A 16,949-nucleotide genomic window follows, 5' to 3' on the forward strand; every position below is an offset into this window, starting at 1 on the left:
CCTCAGCGCGGCGACCACTCGCCGCGCCGCACGCCCAGTGCCGTCACCAGCCCGTAGGCCGTGATGCCGAGCGCCACGCCGAGGAAATGGCCGTCGATGCCCATCCCCGCCACATTGGCGAGCAGCCAGCCGCCACCGGCCGCCAGCGCGATGCGGCACAGCCCGGCGGCGATGGGGCCGCGCATCCGCCCGGCGCCCAGCGAGGCGAAGTAGAGCGCCATGCCCAGCCCGAAGCCGCCGAAGGCCGGCCCCACCCAGGACAGCGCCCGCGCGGCAATCTCGCGGACTTCGACATCGTCGGTGAACAGCGACGCGAACGACATCGGCGCCAGTCCCACGGCGGCGCCCACGGCCCCCGCGATGACCAGTGCGATCAGCGCGCCCACCCACGCCGTGCGGCGCGCGGTATGCCAGTCCCCGGCGCCTACGGCACGGCCGACCAGCGCGGTCAGCGCCGAGCCCACGCCGAACGCGAGCGGAATCATCAGGAATTCCAGGCGCGCCGAAATGCCATACGCGGCCACCACCGAGGTGCCGTAGTGGCGCAGCTGCGCGGTGACGAGGATGGTCGTCAGGTTGGCCACCGAGGCCAGCGCGCACGCCACCAGCCCGACCGACAGGATGCGATGGAACAGCGCGCCCGAGGGCCGCACGCGCAGCGTCGGCACAAAGCCGGCGCCCCCGCGCATCACCACCCAGGCCATGGCGAGCGAGGCCGCCCAGGACACCGCCGCCAGCGCCGCGCCGATGCCGGCGAGACCCATGCCCATACGCTCGGCGAAATACCACGACAGCACCGGGAACACGATCCACATCACGCACAGCACGCGCGCGGCCAGCGCGTGGCGCCCGCCGCCGCGCAGCACCGAGGCCAGCGTGTTGGTCAGCCAGGCGGGAATCGCCCCCACGCCGAACAGCCAGATCGCGTAGGTCGCGGCGGCCTCGGCGGCGGTGGGGCCGGCCACGGCGCCGAACACGGCATGCGGGAAGCCGGCCAGCGCCACGGCGAAGGCCAGGCCGGCCACCACGGCGATGATCACCGCGTGCATGACCAGCGACGAGGCGTCCTCGCGCTTGCCGGCCCCGAGCGCGCGGGCGATGGCGGACACCACGCCGCCGCCCATCGCGCCGGCGGACATCTGCTGGAGCAGCAGCGCAAAGGGCAGTACCACGGCCCAGCCGGCCAGCGAGGCGGTGCCCTGGCGCGCGGCCAGCCAGGTTTCGATCAACTGCGCGCCGGCCTGGAGGAAGGCCACCAGGCTGGTCGGCGCGGCCAGCACGGCGATGCGGCGGGCGAGTTCGGAGGCGGGAACGGGGTCGGCAGGGGCCTGGGCGCTCGCGCCGAGGGTGAGGGCATCGGGCTTATTCATGGTCGATGGCCTCGGTGCCGGCGCCGGCTTCGACGCTGGCTTCCCCTTCGCCGAAGCGCGCGCGGATGTAGCGGCCCGCGCCGGGGCCGGGCCGCACGCGCAGGTCGTCCGCGGTGATCGTGCTGCCATCGGGCCGGGTCAGGCCGCCGGCGACGATCTCGCCGCCGTCGCGCTTGTCCTCGAAGATCGTCGGCGGCCCTTTCTCATCGGCCAGCCAGCGCTCCGCCCACTGCTTGAGCGACACGTACACGGGGAAGAAGTCGCGGCCCATCTGGGTCAGCGTATAGATATGGCGCGCGCCGCCGCCCGGCGCCGGTGACTTCTCCAGCAGGCCATGGCTGACCAGCGTCTTGAGCCGCGCGCTGAGAATGTTCGGCGCAATGCCGAGGTGCCGTTCGAATTCGTCGAAGCGCGTGCTGCCGTAGTAGGCCTCGCGCATCAGCAGGATCGCCCAGCGCTCGCCGAGCATCGCCATCGAGCGCGCCACGGGGCAGGSCATGTTGGAAAAATCGGTGGGGGCCATGTCTCCTCTTTTACTTTTGATCTGCAAGTTGAGGAGAGAATAGCTTGCAAATTGAAAGTTCGCCAGCCCGTTTTCTAGGAGGTGCGGAAGACGTCGAGCCCGGCCACCGCCTCCCGCAGGAACGAAATCAGCGCCCGCGTGGCCATCGACGGATGCGGATTCGGCGTGGTGATGATGTAGAGCCGATTGCCCAGCCCTTCGGGCTTCCAGTCTGGCAGCACCGGCACCAGTGAGCCGCGCCGCACATCCTCCCAGCCGGCGTAGACCGGCAGCAGGCTGATGCCATGGCCCTCGCGCACGGCCCGGATCAGGAAAGGAAAGTGTTCCGATTGCAGGTAGGGGGTGATCTCGACGCTACATCGTTCCGGCCCATTGCAGCTATCGCGGCCCAAGGTCAATGAGAATCGTCTGGTTGTGTAGGGCGGACAGAGAAATCGGCATGCGGCGAGATCGGCCGGCTCCCGCACGGGCGGCACCTGGGCGAGGTAGCCCGGCGAGGCGCACAACTGCCAGCGGATGGCGCAGACCTCGCGCGCCACGGTGTCCAGCGGCGGCTCGGACGTGACGCGCAGTGCCACGTCGATCTCGGCGGCAATCAGGTCCGTCACGCGGTTGGCGAAGAACACGCGCAGCGAGATGCCCGGGTGCCGCTCGGCAAACTGCAGCAGCAGCGGGGCGATAAAGGCGTCCCCCAGCCCGGTGGGCACGCTGACCCGCACATGGCCGCGCAGGGTCTTGCCCAGGCTGTCGATCTCGGCCTGCGCCGCCGCCACCTCCTGCAGGATGCGCAGGCCGTGCTCGTAGAGGGACTGGCCCGAGTCCGTCATCTCCAGCCGCCGCGTGGTTCGCCGCAGCAGTTGCGTGCCGGCCTGATCCTCGAGCTGCCCGAGCTGCCGGCTGATCTGCGAGCGCGTGACGCCGCGCCGCCGGCCCGCCTCGGCGAGGTTGCCGGCTTCCACGATATCGACGAAGGCCTGAATCAGGTTGAGGTCCATGCGAGGTGTCTGAAAGATTGTAAAGTCTGGCGCAACATTGTGATTCCGAACTACCGGATTGTCGATCTCAGGGATGGGCTTTACGATGGACCGCTTGTCGAATGTTGAGATGGAGACCGCATGCCCGCAGACCTTTGGTTCGAATCGCTGCACCGACCCGGCACGGAGGTACTGGCACGCGGCACGCACCTCGCGGGCGGCTTGCGACGGCTGGGTTTGCAGGAGGGCGACGTGGTGGCCGTGCTGCTGCGCAACGACCCGGTCTTCGCCGATGTGATCTTTGCGTGTCGTACCGCCGGCACCTATTACTGCCCGATCAACTGGCACTTCACGGCCGAGGAAGTGCGCTTCCTGCTCGAAGACAGCGGCGCGCGCGTGCTGATCGCCCATGCGGACCTGCTGCCTGCCCTCAACGCGGTGATCCCCGCCGGGGTGGCCGTGCTGGCGGTGGGTGGCACGCATCCCGGCACCTCCGCTGATGCCATCGAATACGAACCCTGGCTTGCCAGCCAGACCCCGTACGACGGCCCACGTGTGGCCCCGCGCGGCCATCTGGCCTACACCTCCGGCACCACCGGCCGCCCCAAGGGCGTGTTGCGCGAAGCCGTGCCGCTGGACCAACTCGACGACCAGCTCACCCGCATGCGCTCGGTGGTGGCCAAGGCCATCGGCGTGGTGCCCGGCTGCCGCGCGCTGATGTCCGCGCCGCTCTATCACAGCGCGCCGGGCGTGTTCATCCAGAACGCCCTGCAGATGGCCGAGCGGCTGGTGCTGACGCCGCGCTTCGACGCCGAGCAGGTGCTGGCGCTGGTGGAGGAACACCGCATCGACGTGCTCTACCTCGTGCCGATCATGTACGTGCGGCTGCTGAAGCTGCCGGCCGAGGTGCGCGCGCGCTACGACCTGTCGTCGATCCGCTTCGTGGCGTCCACCGGCTCGCCGTGCTCGCCCGAGGTCAAGCGGGCGATGATCGAATGGTTCGGGCCGGTGATCCACGAGACCTATGCGTCGAGCGAGGCCGGCATGATTACCGTCGCCACGCCCGAGGACGCCGCGCAGCGCCCCGGCACGGCGGGCCGGCCTGTCGATGCCGCCAGCGTGCGCATCCTCGACGAAGCCGGCCAGCCGTGCGCGCCCGGCGAAACCGGCCTGGTCTACGTGCGCCAGCCGGCCTACCCGGACTTCACCTACCTGAACAACGACGCCGCGCGCCGGGCCATCGACCGAGAAGGCCGGGTCACGCTGGGCGACCTCGGCTACCTCGATGCCGATGGCTACCTGTTCATCTGCGACCGCGCSTCGGACATGGTSATCTCGGGCGGCGTGAACATCTACCCGGCCGAGATCGAGCATGAACTGGTGCGCTATCCGGGCGTGGCCGACTGCGTGGTGTTCGGCGTGCCGGACGACGAATACGGCGAGCGGCTCCACGGCGTGATCGAGCCGATGCCGGGCGCGGAGATCGTGCCGGCGGCCGTGATCGACTGGCTCAAGGCGCGGCTGTCGGGCTTCAAGGTGCCCCGGACGATCGAGATCACCGCGCGCCTGCCGCGCGACGAGACCGGCAAGCTGGCCAAGCGCCGGCTGCGCGACCAGCACTGGGCGGGGCGCCAGCGGCGGGTCTGAACCCCGGCCCGGCGCACCCGCCCTCTATATAAATACAAACAGGAGACAACCATGCATCGCACATTCGCCCAACTGGCGGCGGGGGCGTTCGGCCTTGCGCTGGCCATCGGCCACGCACCGGCGACCTTGGCGGCCTGGCCCGAGCGGCCGGTCAAGCTGGTGGTGCCCTACACCCCGGGCGGCTCCACGGACCAGTTCGGCCGGGCGCTGGCCGAAGGCATGGCGCGCGACCTGAAGCAGCCCGTGGTGGTGGAGAACCGCCCCGGCGCCAACACCATGGTSGGCACGCAAAGCGTGGCGCGCGCGCAGCCGGACGGCTACACCATGCTGATGGGGACCAGCGCGAGCATGGTGCTCAATCCCATGCTGTACAAGAAGACCGGCTATGACCCGAAGGACTTCAAGGTMATCGCCATCGGCATCGAGGTGCCGCTGGTAGTCGTCACCAACACGCAGGTGCCGGCGGCCAATATCCGGGACTTCGCGGCCTACGCCAAGGCGGCCGGCGGCAAGCTCAACTACTCGTCCGTGGGGCTCGGCAACCCGCTGCAGCTGGCCACCGAGATGCTGAAGTCCGAGCTGGGCATCGACATGACCCACGTGCCTTACAACGGCAGCGCGCCGGCGTTGTCGGCGCTGCTGGCCAATGACACCCAGTTGATGGTCGATGTGGTCAGCACCTCGCTGCCCCATATCAAGGCTGGCAAGCTCAAGGCGCTGGCCGTGACCAGCAACGCGCGACTGGACGTGCTGCCCAACGTGCCGACGGTGGCCGAAAGCGGCTATCCGGGCTTCCACGCCGCCACGTGGTTCGGGCTCGCCGTGCCGGCGCAGACCCCGCCCGAGGCCGTGGCCCGGCTCCAGGCCGCCGCCGCGCGCGTGCTGGTCGATCCGCAGTTCCGCAGCACCTTCGGCGCGCTGGGGCTGGTCGTGCAGGCGCCGCGCACGCAGGCCGAGATCGACCGCTACGTGGCCGCCGACCGCGACAACTGGGGCAAGGTCATCCGGGCCAACCACATCAGCCTGGACTGAGCCAACGGGGCGATCGGGGGCAGCTTGGGGGAGGGTGGGGGCGTATAGTACGGGGACGTTTCGATCCTCACCGCCCCCGCCATGACCGATTCCGCCGAGCCGCCAGATCCGTCCGCTTCGTCCGATTCGCCTGCATCGCCGCCTTCGTCCGCTTCGCCTCCCTCGTCAGATTCCCCGACGTCCCCCCCGYCCGCCGATTCCCGCGCCGCCGCCGAGACCGGCCGCCTGCGCGCGCTGCACCTGCAGGCCCGCCACGCGGCCCGGCGCAAGACCCGCCAGGTCAGCCGCATCTCGCGCACGTCGCTGCGCTACGGCGTGTTYATGTGCGGCGCCGGCTGCGTCGCGCTGTTCTCCATCGTCTTCGCCTATATCGCCGAACTGGCGTTGCGCTGGAACGCGCAGGTGACCACGGCCACGCCGTGGCTGGCGTTCGTGCTGCTGCCGTTCGGGCTGGCCGCGCTGCGCTGGCTGACCATCCGCCTCGCCCCGCAGGCGCGCGGCAGCGGCATTCCGCAGGTGATTGCCGCCGTCACGCTGCCGCCCGATGGGGTGGCGCAGGGCGTGCTGGTGTCGTTCCGCCAGTCGATGTGGAAGGTGCTGCTGACCACTGGCGCGCTGATGGCCGGCGCCTCGGTGGGCCGCGAGGGGCCCTCGGTGCAGGTCGGCGCGGCGGCGATGCTGGCCTGGGGCCGCTGGTGCCAGGACAAGTTCCGCTTCCGGATCGGCTTTCATCCCAATGCGCTGATCGCCGCCGGCGCGGCGGGCGGGCTGGCCGCCGCGTTCAATACSCCGCTGGCCGGTGTGGTGTTCGCCATCGAGGAACTCGGACGCGGTACCGCCGTGCGCTGGGACCGCCTGGTGCTGTCCGGCGTGCTGACGGCCGGGTTCCTGTCGCTGGCCGTGCTCGGCAACAACCCGTATTTCAACGTGAAGGTGCCGATGCTGGTGCTCCACGACGCCTGGGGCCCGGTGCTGCTCTGCGCCGTGGTCAACGGCGTGTTCGGCGGGCTGTTCGCCAAGGTGTTGATTGCGGGCGTGCCGGGGCTCACGCCGTCGCGCTGGCGCGCGTGGGTGGTCGACCATCCCATCTGGGTGGCATTCGGCTGCGGGCTGGTGGTGGCGGCGCTAGGCTGGGCCACGGCCGGCGCTACTTTCGGCACTGGCTACGAGCAGGCGTCCGCGCTGATCAATGGCGAATCCCACCACACGCTGTGGTTCGGGCTGGCCAAGCTGGGGGCCACGGTGGTGTCGTACTTCGCCGGCATTCCGGGCGGGATCTTCACGCCGGCGCTGGCCATCGGGGCGGGCATCGGGGAGACCGTGTCGCACTTCCTCTCGGGCATGACCGAGCCGCGCGTGCTGGCGCTGGTGTCGATGGCCGCCTTCCTGGCCGCCGCCACGCAGGCGCCGATCACCGCCAGCGTGATCGTCATGGAGATGACGCGGACGCAGGACCTGACGCTGTTCCTGCTGGCGTCGTCGCTGCTGGCGTCGTTCCTGTCGCGCCAGTTCAACCCGCATCCGTTCTATCACCACATGGGTCACGCGTTCCGGCGCGAGGCCATGGCGATCGGCCGCAAGGCCGCCCCGGGCTGACCTCCTGGCGGGCGCGTTTCCGCGGGGGTGTCTCAGTTTCGCATCGCCCCCCTTGGCCGTTGTGGCGTGGGGGCTGGCGATGGCATACCATGTGCCGCGCGCGGACCGGCAGCAGCAGACTTCCCGGCCGCGCTGTGTACCGGCGGCACACCGCGATGCGTCGGGAATCTTCTGAGGGGGAGCTGGAATGGGATCGCAACGACCGGCCGGCACGCGCCCGGCCACCAAGCCGACGACATCGACCGCCACACATCGTCCGATCGTGCAGGATCTGGGCGCCGACACGGCGATCTGGCACACGCGCGGGCTGCAAACCAATTCCCGCATGCGCACGCCGCTGGTCCAGCGCACGCCGTCGACGCAACTGCCGCCGAGCATCGTGCCGCGCCTGATGCTCTGGGCCGTGGTCATCGGCATCGCCCTGGTCGGCTGCCATTACCTGAAACAAGTGCTCTATTAAGTGCGTTATTAAGCGCTCTTGCGCGCCGTGGTAAGGTCGCGGCTGGAACCCCTGCCACGGGGTGGGCTCCAATGCGGAGCCGATTTCAGGAGTCAGTTTTGAGAGTTTCCCTCGCCGGGCTGGCCGCCGCCGCCCTGCTGGCGGCCACGGCCGCCCATGCCGCACCGAAGGCCGCTGCGTCGCAGCCTGCCGCCACCCCCGCCGCCCCCGCCGCTCCGTCCACATCCGCCACGCCGTCCGCCAATGACTTGCTGGCGCCGATGCTCCACGTGCTGGAGATCGGCAATCCGCTGCCCACACTGCCCGATTGCGCCGACCATCGCACCCCCGATGGCCGCGACGTGACCGCGTTCTGCGTGGAATTGCGCGGCGACGGCGTGATGCGCCAGGTGGGCGTGCCGCGCGACAAGCGTCCCGCGTTCATGGATGGTGCGCGCCTGGTGGCGTTCGTCGATGGCAACGCGCTGGTCGGCGTAATCGTGCCGACCGACGGCATCCGCTCGCAGGACGCCGCGGTCCAGTCGCTGACCGCGCGCTATGGCAAGCCGTTCCGGCAGGAACAGGAAGACATGAAGGACAAGGCCGGCAAGCCCGTGAAGGCGATCCACGCCGGCTGGATGCGTCGCCCGCTCACCGTGGAGCTGTACGCGATTCCCGAGAATCCGAACGAGGGCACCATCGAGCTGATGCTGCCGCAGGCGCGTGCGTTGATGGCGAACCGCGATGCCGAGGTGGACAAGGCGCTCGCCCCGCCGGCTTCGGCGCCGGSYGCCAAGAAGSCGGAAAAGTCCGAGAAGTCCGACAAGTCGAAGAAGGAACCGGCCAAGCCGGTGAAYCCGGGTTCCTGGTGATTGGGGKGTRRTMGGGTAGCGGGCGCCGGCCCTCTCCCCCGACCCCTCTCCCAAAGGGAGAGGGGAGGAACACCGCCGGTTTGCTCCCCTCGCCCGCTTGCGGGAGAGGGGCCGGGGGARAGGGGCGGCGCATCCAATTCGCGCCGGCCTCCCCGGTGCCTACAGCCCYTCCATCACCTTATCCAGCCCCCGCACCAGCCCGCGCAGGCCGCGCACCTTGCGGATGGCCAGCAGCGCGCCGGACACATACGGCTTCGAGCCATCGCCCGCCTCGTGCTTGAGGTGCAGGCGCTGGCCGTCCGCACCGAAGATCACTTCGACCCCCAACTGGTACCCGGGCAGCCGCACSGCATGGACCTGCGAGCCGGACATCGTCGCGCCGCGCGTTTCCTTCGGCCCGTTGACCTGATCCACCGGCACSACCTGCGTGGCGGCCTTGATCTCGCCGAGCCGGAAGGCCAGTTCGCGCACCGTGCCGGACGGCACATCGACCTTGCCCGCCTTGGCGTAGTCGATGATTTCCCAGTGGTCGAGGTGGCGCGCCGCCATCTCGGCGAACTTCTGCAACAGCACCACCGTGATCGCGAAATTGCCGCAGGCGAGCACGCCRCGSTCGGCCTGSCGCGCGGCGGCGTCGATCTCGGCGTAGTCGTCGTCGGTCAGCCCGGACGTGCCCACCACCACGTGCGCGCCATGCGCCAGCGCCTGCAGGATGTTGTGCTTGGCGATGTTYGGCTTGGTGTACTCGACGTAGACATCGTAGGGCGTGGCGCCCAGCGCCTCGATGCTGGCGGCGGCCACGCCGGGGGTGTCCGCATGGCCGGTCACCTGCGCCAGCGGCTGCCCGGCGGCGCCGCGCGAGAGGCCGGCCACCAGCGTCATGTCCGGCGCGTGCGCCACGCCGCGCGCCAGTTCRCCGCCSGCCCAGCCGGTGACGCCGCCCACGGCAACGCGAATCCGATCGCTCATCGTCATCTCCTTAGTGTTGGCCAAAGCGCCTGACCAAAGCGCCCAAGCATAGCGCGCTATCCGGCCGCGCGCCGGCGGTCGATCTTGCGCGCCAGCACGATCGACGTGGTGGTGTGATTCACCCCATCGAGCATGCCGATCTCGTCTAGCAGTTTGTCGAGGCGGGCGTGGGTATCGCAGCGGATCACGGCCATGTAGTCCACCGGGCCGCTGACCGAGTTCAGTTCCTCGATCTCCGGAAAGCGCTGCAGCGCCCGGACCACCGTGGGCGCGGCCTTCGGCTGCACGGACAGGCCGCAGAAGGCCAGGATCGCGTTGTCCTCCATCCGCCCGCCCAGCCGCACGCCAAAGCCGGCGATCACGCCGGACTTTTCAAGCCGGGCGATGCGCGCCACCACTGTGGTCCGGGCGATGCCCAGCACGCGGGCGAGATTGGCTGCGCTCTCGCGCGCGTTGCCCTGCAGCAGGGACAGCAGGTGCCGGTCGGTCTGGTCGAGGTCTGCCATGGTGTTCGCTCGGGGTGACGTTTCGTCAGGATGGATCGTCGATACGTCCGATTATGGGGCGTTTTCGTCGATCTTGCAGCTACAAAACGTGCGCGCCGCTGCCCATACTTCCCTCACGGATTCACGCATTTTTGACGGGGGAGCCATCATGCAACCATCCAACCTCGGTCCCGGCGCAGCACGGGACCTGACCCAGTCGCCCCGGCCGCTGTCGGTCGTCGTGCTCGGCGCCGGCAAGATCGGCCGTGTGATCGCGACGATGCTCGCCGACACCGGCGACTACCGCGTCTGTCTGGTCGACCATGACCCSCACCGGCTGGACGGCCTGCCGCGCCAGATCGCCGTGCGCGCCGGGGACCCGACCGAGCCCGGCACTTGCGCCGCCTTGCTGGCTGGCGCCGATGCCGTGCTCAACGCGCTGCCGTTCCACGCGGCCATCCACGTGGCCACCGTGGCCGCGCGGCTCGGCGTGCATTACTTCGATCTGACCGAGGACGTGGCGGCCACCCACGCCATCCGCCAACTGGCCCAAGGCGCGCGCTCGGTGCTGATGCCGCAGTGCGGCCTGGCGCCGGGATTTATCGGCGTGGTGGGCAATGATCTGGCGCGGCGCTTCCTGCGGGACGGCGGCGACCTGCTCGACCTGCGCATGCGCGTGGGCGCGCTGCCGCGCTACCCGAGCAACGCGCTCAAGTACAACCTCACCTGGAGCACGGAAGGGCTGATCAACGAGTACTGCAACCCGTGCGAAGCCATTGTCGATGGCCGCCGCGTGGAGTTGGCGGCGCTGGAGGGCCATGAATCCTTCGCGCTGGACGGCATCGAGTACGAAGCCTTTAATACCTCAGGGGGCCTGGGCACGCTGCCGGATACCCTGGCGGGCCGCGCGCGCCATGTCGATTACAAGTCGATCCGCTACCCGGGGCACTGCGCCCAGATGAAGCTGCTGCTGAACGACCTGCGGCTGCGCGAGCGCCGGAGCTGGCTGCGCGAGATCTTCGAGCACGCCATTCCGGTGACCGARCAGGATGTGGTGATCGTGTTCGCGAGCGCCACGGGGCATCCCGGCGCCAAAGCCGGGCAGGGTGGCCATGGCGGACAGGGTGGGCGGGGGCCGCTGACGCAGGCGTCCTTCTCGGCGCGGATCGGCGGGATGGAGGATTTTGGCGGCATCGGGCACGTCAACGCCATCCAGCTCACCACGGCCGCTGGCATCTGCACCGCGCTGGACCTCGTGGCGACGGGCGTGCTGCCCCAGTCCGGCTTCGTGCCGCAGGAAGCCATGCCGCTCGATCGCTTCCTGGCCAACCGGTTCGGCCAGCATTACAGCCACCACCCGCTACAGGAGACGCTCGCATGAAAGCGCAGGACATAGCCGCATGCTGGCAGGCCATGGGCCTGCGCCAGCCTTGGGACGATTCGCATGGCGCGGGCGAGGCCCTTGCGCTGCGCTCGCCCGTCGATGGGGAAATCTTCGGCCACCTGCCGGCCTGCMCCGTGGCCGACGCCGATGCCCGCATCGCCCGCGCGCACGCGGCGCAGACCACCTGGGCGCTGACCCCGGCCCCGGCGCGTGGCGAGGTGGTGCGGCGCTTCGGCGAGGCGCTGCGCATGCACAAGGCCGCGCTGGGGCGGCTGGTGGCGCTGGAGTCCGGCAAGATCCTCCAGGAAGGACTCGGCGAAGTGCAGGAGATGATCGATATCTGCGACTTTGCCGTCGGACTCTCACGCCAGCTTCACGGCCTGACGATTGCYTCGGAGCGCCCCGCGCACGCGATGCGCGAGACCTGGCATCCGTTCGGGCTGTGCGGGGTGATTTCGGCGTTCAACTTCCCGGTGGCGGTGTGGGCGTGGAACGCGGCGCTGGCGCTGGTCTGCGGCAACGGCGTGGTCTGGAAGCCGTCGGAGAAGACGCCGCTGTGCGCGCTGGCCGCGCAGGCGCTGCTCGATCGGGTATTCGATGAGGCGGCGCCCCAGCACGCCGGCCTCTGCGTAGTGCTGCCGGGCGGGCGCACGCTCGGCGCGCAGCTCGTGCAGCATCCGGCCGTGCGGCTGATCAGCGCCACCGGTTCCACGCGCATGGGCCGCGAGGTGGGCATGGCCTGCGCCGGGCGGTTCAAGCGCACCATCCTCGAGTTGGGCGGCAACAACGCGGCCATCGTCGCGCCATCGGCCAACCTGGAACTGACCATCCGCGCGATGACCTTTTCGGCAGCCGGCACCGCCGGCCAGCGCTGCACCACGCTGCGACGCGCCTTTGTCCACGTCGACCTGATCGAGACCGTGACCAACCGGCTGCGCCAGGTCTACGCGCGGCTGCCGGTGGGTGATCCGCTGCAGGCGGGCACGCTGGTCGGCCCGCTGATCGACATGGCCGCCGGCGACACCATGGCCAACGCGCTGGCCGCCTGCCGCGCGCAGGGCAACGTCGTGCACGGCGGCGAACGGCTGCTGGCGGACCGCTATCCGCACGCCTGCTACGTGCGGCCCGCACTGGTGCTGACCGACACCCAGCACGACACCATGCTGACGGAGACCTTCGCGCCCATCCTCTACCTGATGCCGTACACCTCGCTCGACGAGGCCATCGCGCTGAACAACGCGGCGTCGCACGGGCTGTCGTCCTGCCTTTTCACCGAGTCCCTGCGTGAGGCCGAACTGTTCGTCTCGGCGGCGGGCAGCGACTGCGGCATCGCCAACGTGAACATCGGCACCAGCGGCGCCGAGATCGGCGGYGCCTTCGGCGGGGAGAAGGCCACCGGCGGCGGGCGCGAGTCCGGCTCCGATGCGTGGAAGGGCTACATGCGCCGGGCGACCAATACCATCAACTACGGCGATGCATTGCCGCTGGCACAGGGCATTCGCTTCGATCTGTAATACATCGTAATAATGCGAAGGATGAACCCGTAGCGACTCGTAACAATAGTTACGGGGTCTTGACGCTGTATTACCAAACCGCCCCGTATAACGTTCATGAGGGCAGGCACTGCCTGACACACTCAAGGACAACAACATGCGAGCGAAAGCGATAGGTGCGATGGGTTTGGTGGCGATTGGCGCGGCGATGCTGGGCGGCTGCGCTGTCTATCCGACGCCGTACGGCCCCGCCGTGGCCCCGGCTCCGGTGGCCGTGGCGCCTGCGCCGGTCTATGTCGGACCGCCCGCCGTGGTGGTGCGGCCCGCGCCGTATTACTACGGTGGTCGTGGCTACTACGGCGGCCGCCGTTACTATCGCGGCGGCTGGTAAATCGACGAGAGCYACGCAGCAGGTGACAACAAGCAGAAGCGGGCAGAGCCCTAGTTGCCGGCGTCGGCCGCAGCCGGGTTCAGCCCGCCCCAACTTGGCGTGAGCGACTGACCGATCTCTGGCAGATCGACGAGATCGAGCACGCGCCCGACCGTATGGTCGACCAGTTCCGCAATCGTCTGCGGCTTCTGGTAGAAGCCSGGCACCGGYGGGAACACGATCCCGCCCATCTCCGTGACCGCCGTCATATTGCGCAGGTGCGCCAGGTTCAGCGGCGTTTCACGCACCATCAGTACCAGCTTGCGCCGTTCCTTGAGCGTGACGTCCGCCGCGCGGGTGATCAGGTTGTCGGAGAGGCCATGGGCGATGGCGGCCAGCGTGCGCATCGAGCAGGGCGCCACGACCATCGCATGGGCGCGGAACGATCCGCTGGCGATGGTCGCGCCGATGTCGCGCACGTTGTGCACCACGCCTGCCAGCGACTCCACCTGGGCACGGCTGATATCGAGTTCGTGCTGGAGGTTCATCACGCCGGCGGGCGAGATCAGCAGATGGGTTTCCACCCCCGCCACGCCTTGCAGCACCTGCAGCAGCCGGACGCCATAGATGGCGCCCGTTGCGCCCGTGATGGCGACGATCAGCCGTTGCGGCACGGCGCCATCCGGTACGGGCATGATTACGACTTCAGCAGCGATTGCAGTTCGCCGTTCTGGTACATCTCCATCATGATGTCCGAGCCGCCGACGAACTCGCCGTTCACGTAGAGCTGCGGAATCGTGGGCCAGCTCGCATATTCCTTGATGCCCTGGCGGATGCCTTCGTCCTCGAGCACGTTGACCGTGGTCGGGGTGTCCACGCCGCAGGCCTTCAGGATCTGGATGGCACGGCCGGAGAAGCCGCACATCGGGAACTGCGCCGTGCCCTTCATGAACAGGACCACGGGGCTGCCCTTCACGATCTGGTCGATCTTCTGTTGTACGTCACTCATGGTGTGTAGCTTCCGGTTGCGCGCGGCGCCGTGTGGCGTCGCCAGTGTCTGGGGATGGGGATTTCCGCCGAAGCGGATGTCAGGTCGGAATTTTACCGGATTCGCCCGACCATCGCCCGCCGCTGCACCGCTCCTGCCCGGCGAGGTCGCGGGCGGTGGCCACCTCGGTGAATCCACCCGCCTCAAGCAGCGCCCGCGTGGCCGCGCCCTGGTCGTAGCCGTGCTCCATCAGCAGCCAGCCGCCGGGCAGCAGGCGATCCGCYGCGCCGGCCACGATGGTGGCCAGGTCGGACAGGCCGTCCTCGTGGTCGGTGAGGGCGTCGATCGGCTCGAAACGCAGGTCGCCCTCCACCAGATGCGGGTCGCCGGAGGCGATGTAGGGYGGATTGCTGACGATCAGGTGGAAGCGCAGGGTGTCCGGCACGGCTTCGTACCAGTCCGACACCAGGAAGTGGATGCCATGCGCCTCGAGCGCGCGGGCGTTGTCCTGGGCCACCATCAGCGCACCCGGCGAGATATCGGTCGCCCAGACCTCGGCGTCGGAGCGCTCGCGGGCAATCGTCACAGCCAGGATGCCGGAGCCGGTGCCGAGGTCCAGCACACGCGGCGCGTGCACATGGGCCACGCGCGCCAGCGACATTTCCACGGCTATCTCGGTATCAGGACGCGGAATCAGCACATCGGGCGTCACGCGGAAAGTGCGGCCGAAGAATTCGCGCTCGCCCAGCAGGTAGGCCATCGGCTCACCGGCCAGCCGCCGCGCCATCAACGTGGAGAATGCATCACGTTGTGCTGCATTGAGATGGTCGGTATCACGCGTGATGAGTTGCGTACGCGTGAGGCCGGTCACGTGGGACAGCAGCATGCGGGCTTCGAGCGCCGGCAGGCCGGTCATCGCAGCCAGCGTCTGGGCTTCGCGCAGCGTGGGGGCGGGCGGCAGGGCGCCCGACGGTGTGGAAGACATCGGAAATAGATGGCTGAAACTGGGAGAGCGGGTGCAAAAAACCCCGTCGGGACCTGGCGCGACGGGGTTCTTTGCTGGCGCCACAAGGGCGCCCGGTATTAGCCGCTCAGTGTAAGCCGATTTGGCAACGCGCGGGCGCGCGAGCGGCGTGATTCCATATGGACCAATTACTTATTGACGGTTTCCTTGGCCTTGTCTGCCGTGGTGTTCACGGCATCGCGTGCGGCTTCCTTGGCGTTGGCCATGGCGTGGCCGGCATCGGTCTTGGCCTGTTCGGCGGCGGCCGAGACATCGGCGGCGGCACCGCTCGCGGCGGCCTTGGCGGCGTCCGCGGCGTTTGCTGCGGCGGCGGCGGCATCGCTGGCGGCGGCCTTGGCCGATTCGGCAGCGCTCTGCATGGCGGCGTCGGCGTTGGCGGCCGGGGCGTCTTCCTTCTTGCTGCAAGCCGCCATGGCGGCGGTRATCATCAACAGGGCGAGCAGTTTCTTCATGATTTCATCCTTGGTGTCTGTTTTGAGGAGTCGACTTCAGCCCAGACTTCGTATGCCACCAGGTGCGGAAAGTGACGCATGGGGGCGGTCTGGTCGAATCGATTATAGACACCGCCTTTTGGCGGGCCAGTGCTGTTTCAAGCATTTACCTCCGTTACAAACACTTGCCCACGGGTGATGAAATCATCACTGCGTGATGAAAATCAGCCCTCGTCGCCCAGCGCCGCAAGCTGGTCGGCCTGGTGTTCGGCGGAGAGCGAGGCGAGCAATTCGTCCAGGTCGCCGTCCATGATCATGTCGATCTTGTAGAGCGTGAGGTTGATGCGGTGGTCGGTCACGCGGCCCTGCGGGAAGTTGTAGGTGCGGATGCGGTCGCTGCGGTCGCCCGTGCCGATCAGGTTGCGCCGCGTGCTGGCTTCCTTGGCCTGCGCCGCGCGCAGCTGCATGTCCTTGATGCGCGCCGCCAGCACCTTCATCGCCTTGTCCTTGTTGCGATGCTGGCTGCGGTCGTCCTGGCACTCCACCACGATGCCGGTGGGCAGGTGGGTCAGCCGCACCGCCGAATCGGTCTTGTTCACGTGCTGGCCGCCCGCGCCGGACGCGCGGAAGGTATCGACGCGCAGGTCGGACGGGTTGATCTCCACCTCGCCCACCTCGTCCGCCTCCGGCATTACCGCCACGGTGCAGGCCGAGGTGTGGATGCGGCCCTGCGCCTCGGTGGCCGGCACGCGYTGCACGCGGTGCCCGCCCGACTCGAACTTCAGCTTCGAGAACGCCGCGTCGCCGGCAATCCGCACGATCACTTCCTTGTAGCCGCCCAGGTCCGACTCGGACTCGCTCATCACCTCCACCTGCCAGCGCTGCCGTTCCGCATAGCGCGTGTACATGCGGAGCAGGTCGGCGGCGAACAGCGCGCTTTCCTCGCCGCCGGCGCCGGCGCGGATTTCCAGCAGCAGGTTGCGGTCGTCGTTGGGATCCTTCGGCAGCAGCAGGGTCTGAAGGCTGGCGGCGAGGTCTTCCAGCCGCTGGCGCGCCGCGCCGATCTCGTCGGCGGCGAACTCCTTCATCTCGGGSTCGTCSAGCAACGCCTGCGCCGTGGCCAGATCCTCCTGCGCCTGCCGGTACTGGCCGTATTGCTCGGCCACCGGCGACAGCTCGGCATGCTCCCGCGAGAGCTTGCGGTACTGGTCGATGTTGGCCGTGGCGTCCTCGCGGGCAAGCAGGGCGTTGACTTCATCGAGTCGCTCGGCCAATTGGTCGAGCTTGTTGAGCATGCTGGCTTTCATGGGCATCCGAAAGGAAACTGGGGCGCGATGGGCGGGAGGYCTGCG

General features: G+C 68.9%; 18 protein-coding genes. 8 read left to right on the forward strand and 10 right to left on the reverse strand.

Going from position 1 to position 16,949, the window contains the following annotated elements; all coding sequences use genetic code 11:
- Window positions 1-2: 2 nt before the first annotated feature.
- The 3 genes from AB4Z27_RS22685 to AB4Z27_RS22695 all read right to left on the reverse strand — a co-directional run bounded on the left by AB4Z27_RS22685 (window position 3) and on the right by AB4Z27_RS22695 (window position 2,888).
- Window positions 3-1,370 (reverse strand): MATE family efflux transporter, encoded by a 1,368-nt coding sequence (locus AB4Z27_RS22685; protein WP_441593378.1) that lies wholly within the window; start codon window positions 1,368-1,370, stop codon window positions 3-5.
- Window positions 1,363-1,893, reverse strand: a complete 531-nt coding sequence (locus AB4Z27_RS22690; protein WP_441645311.1) for a winged helix-turn-helix transcriptional regulator — start codon at window positions 1,891-1,893, stop codon at window positions 1,363-1,365. The genes AB4Z27_RS22685 and AB4Z27_RS22690 overlap by 8 nt, the downstream gene beginning before the upstream one ends.
- A 74-nt stretch (window positions 1,894-1,967) precedes the next feature.
- The gene (locus AB4Z27_RS22695; protein ID WP_092299131.1) at window positions 1,968-2,888 is read right to left on the reverse strand and encodes a LysR family transcriptional regulator; all 921 of its coding nucleotides are present in this window, start codon (window positions 2,886-2,888) and stop codon (window positions 1,968-1,970) included.
- Between the two features lie 120 nt (window positions 2,889-3,008).
- Between AB4Z27_RS22695 and AB4Z27_RS22700 the strand changes: the two genes are divergently transcribed.
- From AB4Z27_RS22700 to AB4Z27_RS22720, 5 genes are all read left to right on the forward strand, one after another.
- Window positions 3,009-4,514, forward strand: a complete 1,506-nt coding sequence (locus tag AB4Z27_RS22700) for an acyl-CoA synthetase (protein WP_441593376.1) — start codon at window positions 3,009-3,011, stop codon at window positions 4,512-4,514.
- A 51-nt stretch (window positions 4,515-4,565) separates the two neighbouring features.
- A complete protein-coding gene (locus AB4Z27_RS22705; RefSeq protein WP_441593375.1) occupies window positions 4,566-5,546 on the forward strand; it encodes a Bug family tripartite tricarboxylate transporter substrate binding protein in 981 nt (326 codons plus the stop codon).
- Between the two features lie 81 nt (window positions 5,547-5,627).
- A complete protein-coding gene (locus AB4Z27_RS22710) occupies window positions 5,628-7,142 on the forward strand; it encodes a chloride channel protein (RefSeq protein WP_441645312.1) in 1,515 nt (504 codons plus the stop codon).
- A gap of 187 nt (window positions 7,143-7,329) precedes the next feature.
- Window positions 7,330-7,602 carry a hypothetical protein gene (locus tag AB4Z27_RS22715; protein ID WP_092299119.1) on the forward strand — a complete coding sequence of 91 codons (273 nt, stop codon included), beginning with the start codon at window positions 7,330-7,332 and terminating at the stop codon, window positions 7,600-7,602.
- A 98-nt stretch (window positions 7,603-7,700) separates the two neighbouring features.
- A complete protein-coding gene (locus AB4Z27_RS22720) occupies window positions 7,701-8,453 on the forward strand; it encodes a hypothetical protein (RefSeq protein WP_441645313.1) in 753 nt (250 codons plus the stop codon).
- Window positions 8,454-8,612: 159 nt separating this feature from the next.
- Here AB4Z27_RS22720 and dapB read toward each other — a convergent pair whose 3' ends face one another.
- Window positions 8,613-9,422 carry a 4-hydroxy-tetrahydrodipicolinate reductase gene (gene dapB / locus AB4Z27_RS22725; RefSeq protein WP_441645314.1) on the reverse strand — a complete coding sequence of 270 codons (810 nt, stop codon included), beginning with the start codon at window positions 9,420-9,422 and terminating at the stop codon, window positions 8,613-8,615.
- A 56-nt stretch (window positions 9,423-9,478) separates the two neighbouring features.
- Window positions 9,479-9,928: an Lrp/AsnC family transcriptional regulator gene (locus tag AB4Z27_RS22730; RefSeq protein WP_092299110.1), complete on the reverse strand. Its 450-nt coding sequence runs from the start codon at window positions 9,926-9,928 to the stop codon at window positions 9,479-9,481.
- A gap of 148 nt (window positions 9,929-10,076) precedes the next feature.
- On the opposite strand from AB4Z27_RS22730, the gene AB4Z27_RS22735 reads away from it, so the two are divergent.
- The 3 genes from AB4Z27_RS22735 (at window position 10,077) to AB4Z27_RS22745 (ending at window position 13,175) form a co-directional block, all read left to right on the forward strand.
- Complete coding sequence (locus tag AB4Z27_RS22735; RefSeq protein ID WP_441593372.1) at window positions 10,077-11,288, forward strand: saccharopine dehydrogenase C-terminal domain-containing protein; 1,212 nt, start codon at window positions 10,077-10,079, stop codon at window positions 11,286-11,288.
- Window positions 11,285-12,805, forward strand: coding sequence for an L-piperidine-6-carboxylate dehydrogenase (gene amaB / locus AB4Z27_RS22740; RefSeq protein WP_441645315.1), 1,521 nt, complete (start codon window positions 11,285-11,287; stop codon window positions 12,803-12,805). The genes AB4Z27_RS22735 and amaB overlap by 4 nt, the downstream gene beginning before the upstream one ends.
- 136 nt (window positions 12,806-12,941) lie before the next feature.
- Window positions 12,942-13,175 (forward strand): hypothetical protein, encoded by a 234-nt coding sequence (locus tag AB4Z27_RS22745; RefSeq protein WP_441593371.1) that lies wholly within the window; start codon window positions 12,942-12,944, stop codon window positions 13,173-13,175.
- Between the two features lie 50 nt (window positions 13,176-13,225).
- On the opposite strand, the gene AB4Z27_RS22750 is transcribed toward AB4Z27_RS22745, so the two are convergent.
- The 5 genes from AB4Z27_RS22750 to prfA all read right to left on the reverse strand — a co-directional run bounded on the left by AB4Z27_RS22750 (window position 13,226) and on the right by prfA (window position 16,904).
- Window positions 13,226-13,849, reverse strand: coding sequence for a UbiX family flavin prenyltransferase (locus tag AB4Z27_RS22750; RefSeq protein WP_092299097.1), 624 nt, complete (start codon window positions 13,847-13,849; stop codon window positions 13,226-13,228).
- A gap of 2 nt (window positions 13,850-13,851) precedes the next feature.
- Entirely contained in the window at window positions 13,852-14,163 is a 312-nt protein-coding gene (grxD, locus tag AB4Z27_RS22755) for a Grx4 family monothiol glutaredoxin (RefSeq protein ID WP_092299094.1), read from the reverse strand.
- Between the two features lie 79 nt (window positions 14,164-14,242).
- Window positions 14,243-15,127 (reverse strand): peptide chain release factor N(5)-glutamine methyltransferase, encoded by an 885-nt coding sequence (gene prmC / locus AB4Z27_RS22760; protein WP_441645316.1) that lies wholly within the window; start codon window positions 15,125-15,127, stop codon window positions 14,243-14,245.
- A 167-nt stretch (window positions 15,128-15,294) separates the two neighbouring features.
- Window positions 15,295-15,618 (reverse strand): hypothetical protein, encoded by a 324-nt coding sequence (locus tag AB4Z27_RS22765; protein WP_092299088.1) that lies wholly within the window; start codon window positions 15,616-15,618, stop codon window positions 15,295-15,297.
- A 203-nt stretch (window positions 15,619-15,821) separates the two neighbouring features.
- Window positions 15,822-16,904, reverse strand: a complete 1,083-nt coding sequence (gene prfA, locus AB4Z27_RS22770) for a peptide chain release factor 1 (protein WP_441645317.1) — start codon at window positions 16,902-16,904, stop codon at window positions 15,822-15,824.
- Between the last annotated feature and the right edge of the window lie 45 nt (window positions 16,905-16,949).

The sequence above is a fragment of the Cupriavidus sp. KB_39 genome (assembly GCF_052114485.1).
Taxonomy (GTDB): Bacteria; Pseudomonadota; Gammaproteobacteria; order Burkholderiales; family Burkholderiaceae; genus Cupriavidus.

What these genes read in the sequence shown, in the direction of transcription:
- AB4Z27_RS22685 (WP_441593378.1), bottom strand. Translation starts at nt 1,370, where the DNA reads ATGAATAAGCCCGATGCCCTCACCCTCGGCGCGAGCGCCCAGGCCCCT.
- AB4Z27_RS22695 (WP_092299131.1), bottom strand. Translation starts at nt 2,888, where the DNA reads ATGGACCTCAACCTGATTCAGGCCTTCGTCGATATCGTGGAAGCCGGC.
- AB4Z27_RS22715 (WP_092299119.1), top strand. Translation starts at nt 7,330, where the DNA reads ATGGGATCGCAACGACCGGCCGGCACGCGCCCGGCCACCAAGCCGACG.
- AB4Z27_RS22730 (WP_092299110.1), bottom strand. Translation starts at nt 9,928, where the DNA reads ATGGCAGACCTCGACCAGACCGACCGGCACCTGCTGTCCCTGCTGCAG.
- AB4Z27_RS22745 (WP_441593371.1), top strand. Translation starts at nt 12,942, where the DNA reads ATGCGAGCGAAAGCGATAGGTGCGATGGGTTTGGTGGCGATTGGCGCG.
- grxD (WP_092299094.1), bottom strand. Translation starts at nt 14,163, where the DNA reads ATGAGTGACGTACAACAGAAGATCGACCAGATCGTGAAGGGCAGCCCC.